This window comes from Flammeovirga agarivorans (genome assembly GCF_012641475.1).
Taxonomy (GTDB): Bacteria; Bacteroidota; Bacteroidia; order Cytophagales; family Flammeovirgaceae; genus Flammeovirga; species Flammeovirga agarivorans.
In genome coordinates this window covers 1-3796 of sequence record NZ_JABAIL010000023.1, presented here as the reverse complement: position 1 = coordinate 3796, position 3796 = coordinate 1, and the positions used below count along the sequence as shown (strand labels likewise).

Below are 3796 nucleotides of genomic sequence, written 5' to 3'. Positions count from 1 at the left end.
AAGTACACAACACCAGCTAAAACTCCATGTCTCGGGTGACTCACCCTCACACGTAGTTTAGCCATTATGTTATGGTTAATAATCTTAGAATGAAAAATCTAATAGTTATTTTTTTTCTTTTTCCTTTATGTAGTTTTGGACAAATCCTAAATGGAGAATATCTATCAACATTGATGATTCAATCAACAATTATAGAAGATGAAGATAAAGTGGGTAATAATATAATTGTAGAGTCAATAGCTTCTGACGTTATAAACGGAAGTTATAATATGGTAAAGCATACATTAATATCATTTAAGTTTAATAAAAATACTGTTGAAATTAGGGATCTTGTTTTAGACAAGTTTATTACCACAAAATATACCCAAACTGGTAATCAGATATCACTTATAGATAATTTTGAAGGTAACTATCATCTTCAAGATTCTGATGAATTTATTACCTTGGTTCAAAAGGTTGATGATAGTACATCTATAATAATTTACTTGGTTAAGCTACCATCAAAGCACTCACTAATGAAAAGAGAAGCTTTGATCGAAGGAACTCTAAAAGTTAACGATGAGAAAACACGTATAAATAATACAGAATTAGGGTTGGATTTTGGGACAAGTCAAGCACTTGGAAAGTGGGAATATGAATCAAATAGAGTTACCTATAGTGGGTTAGAGATTTACTACTTAAAAAATGTTTATCAGAATCCTGTTCCTGTGTTTATTGTGAATAAAAGTACTGAAAATAGGATGAGTGGAACCTTAATAGTTTACGACAATAGAAAAGAACCTTCAAAACGTTTGATGAAGTACAAGTTTCAAATAAAATAATAACCATAACACCAGCTAAAACAGCAAGTCTCGGTCGACGCGACCTCGCTCGCAGTTTAGCAATTTCGTTGTGCAACATTTCAGATATGAAACATACAGTAAAAATATTAGTTTTGTTTTTACTTAGTTTATTGGCTTGTCAAAATACAAATGAGAAAACAAATTCATTTTCTAAGACAAAATCAATAGAAACAGCTGAATCAAGAATTAAGACAATAGATTCCTTAGTAAAGCAAAAAAAAATTGAATTAGAAAAATCAAAAATTGAGAAAACAGATTTCACAACTAAGAAAAAACAAACAGAAACAGTTGAATCAAAGATTACAATTCTTAAAAACACAGAATATAACAATTTGATAGAAAAAAAATATGGTTTTAAAAGTTGGAATCCAAAGACGCAAGATTTGAATTTAGTCCAAGAAATTTTAGACAAAGCATATATAAGAAATTTAGAGAAGTATTATAGACAGTATATTCCATATATCAATGAAAAAGGAGAAAAATTCATTGAGATAAATGCATTCTGTGAGAAATTAGAATATTCACATAATAGAAAAAAAAGAATTACGGAATTTAGTAAAAGGGACTGGGAAAATGAATATGTTGAAGTTGATGATGGAGGAAATTGTTATTGGCAAATAATAATCAATGTAGACAAAAAAGAAATAAAAGATTTTTTTGTAAATGGAGAGGGGTAATAACATTATAATAAAAGGTATTTAATTAACTGTTACATTTAAAATATTATTAGTAATCATTTATTTAACGTTGCACAACAACAGCTAAAACAGCAAGTCTCGGCCGACGCGTCCTCGCTCGCAGTTTAGCCATTACGTTGTGCTTCATGGTGAACTAGAAAACTTCAAAATTATATGCTAAAATACATTCTATCATTTTTTGTTATACTAATACTTTTTGTAAGTGTCATCATCTATTTTAGTTTTAATAGTTTAGAGTTAGTACCCCACCCAGAGAAGTATGAAATTGATTCTTATTTACCCAAAGGAATTGTTTTTATACCAGATACAACAATTTCTGGTATATCACTTTTTTCAATTAATTCATTTAAAAATACCTTAGATAGGCACAAGATTAATCCTAATATAGATGGTAACATTAAAGATTCTGTTTTTACATTTTCAAATATAGATGGAGGGCAAATATTAAAATTATATAGATATCAAGGTCAAGCAAAAAATCAATTTTCAGAGTTTGAAATTTCTGACGATAATTCAATTATTAATGAAGTAACTTTAAAGACAAATAATAATGAATTTATTACAGAGAATGGAATCAAATTAAAAATGACAATAGGTCAAATAAAAGCAATTAAAGGAGAGCCTGAAATATTAAATATAGATGAATCGAAAACTAAATTCACTTATATTTTAGACGATTCAATAAATAATGAATTTCTAAAAAATCATGATATACCTTTGTACTATTCTGAATATAGTTTTACAAATGGTTATCTAACAAAATTTAAATTCGGTACATTATATCAATAAAATCCACGAAAGCACAACAAGAGCTAAAACAGCAAATCTCGGCCGACGCGTCCTCGTACGCTGTTTAGCAAATTCGTTAGCCACAATTTTCATGATGAAGCATTCTATAATATTATTTATATTAATTTTTTCAATGTCATGTTCTTATAAAGAGGAGTCTTTTTCAAGATATTTATTAACTCTCGACAAGCTAAAATTACCTCTTTCATATAATACTCATACACAAATAGAACCTTCTGTTGGTTATGATTCAACATTATTTAATCAATACAAATGTTCATGGACATATAAGCCAAGTGGAATATTATATGAAACAAAAAACTCTGTTGGGGTAATAGAATATTCTGTAGGAGATATTGGTACAACACCTGTTTTGGTAACTTATAATTTAAAAGGTATCAAAATTGATTCACTATTTATTTTAAAGAATGTTGGGTTTTGGGAAACAGGTCAAAATTTAGAAAGTGCAGTATTAACGAGTAACAATACCATTGTAATTACAGATACAATTAAAACTTGGAAGTTAGATCAAAATTATGAAATTATTGAATCAACTGTAGAAGTAGATATATCAAGATCAACATATCAAATAAAGGAAAATGGATTAATTCAAAAAAGCGAAAACCAAAGCGGTAAAATATAAATACAAAAATCATAACAGTGGCTAACACCAGCTAAAACAGCAAGTCTCGGCCGACGCGTCCTCGCTCGCAGTTTAGCAATTTCGTTACCCAATATTATTATCCACTTCCAATATTAATTTAGTAAAATCATGAAATCCGTTAAAATAAAGTTAGTCGTTGAAGGAGAAGACAATAATTATATTATTGAAAATGTTTGGGCAAATAAAGAAGGAAATTATTATAGAATAGATAATATCCCTTTTTATGCCTCTAATATTGCATTAGGAGATTTAGTATCGGTAGAATATGACAGTGAAGAAGATGCCTTATATTTTGAAGACTTCATTGAAGTATCTGGTAATAGTGTAATAAGAATTATATTTTTTAAATTAGAATTAAAAGATAAAATCTGTAATGAATTAGAGGAGTTGGGTTGTTTATGGGAAGGCAGTGACAAACAATCATTAATATCAGTAAGTATCGGTAAAGATTTAGATTATAATGACATCATGAATTATATAAAAAATCAATTTAATATTGGAAATATAGATTATGAAGAAGCTTGTATTGAACACATACGATAACAAATAAATTGCTTATTAAAATAACTAATTTGTAAAAAGAAAATCTATCAAATTAAACCTAAAAAATTAATAATTAACTCAATTAAAAATTTATTAATTGGGGATATATTAAATTAAACAAACATTGGGTAACATCAGCTAAAACAGCAAGTCTCGGTCGACGCGCCCTCGCTCGCAGTTTAGCAATTTCGTTGTGGAGCATTAAATGAACCGAAGTAAAACATAATGACAAATCATTTAGGCAAAATTTTCGGAATAAT

At 28.2% G+C, this 3796-nt stretch carries 5 protein-coding genes; all 5 read left to right on the top strand.

Features of this window, described 5'->3' with window-relative positions; translation table 11 throughout:
* The first annotated feature begins 89 nt into the window (after window positions 1–89).
* A complete protein-coding gene (locus HGP29_RS27835) occupies window positions 90–821 on the top strand; it encodes a hypothetical protein (RefSeq protein ID WP_168885749.1) in 732 nt (243 codons plus the stop codon).
* 86 nt (window positions 822–907) lie between these two features.
* Window positions 908–1519: a hypothetical protein gene (locus HGP29_RS27830; protein WP_168885748.1), complete on the top strand. Its 612-nt coding sequence runs from the start codon at window positions 908–910 to the stop codon at window positions 1517–1519.
* Between the two features lie 174 nt (window positions 1520–1693).
* Window positions 1694–2329 (top strand): hypothetical protein, encoded by a 636-nt coding sequence (locus HGP29_RS27825; protein ID WP_168885747.1) that lies wholly within the window; start codon window positions 1694–1696, stop codon window positions 2327–2329.
* Window positions 2330–2420: 91 nt separating this feature from the next.
* Window positions 2421–2972 carry a hypothetical protein gene (locus tag HGP29_RS27820; protein ID WP_168885746.1) on the top strand — a complete coding sequence of 184 codons (552 nt, stop codon included), beginning with the start codon at window positions 2421–2423 and terminating at the stop codon, window positions 2970–2972.
* A gap of 129 nt (window positions 2973–3101) precedes the next feature.
* Window positions 3102–3536, top strand: coding sequence for a DUF4265 domain-containing protein (locus tag HGP29_RS27815; protein WP_168885745.1), 435 nt, complete (start codon window positions 3102–3104; stop codon window positions 3534–3536).
* The last annotated feature ends 260 nt before the right edge of the window (window positions 3537–3796 follow it).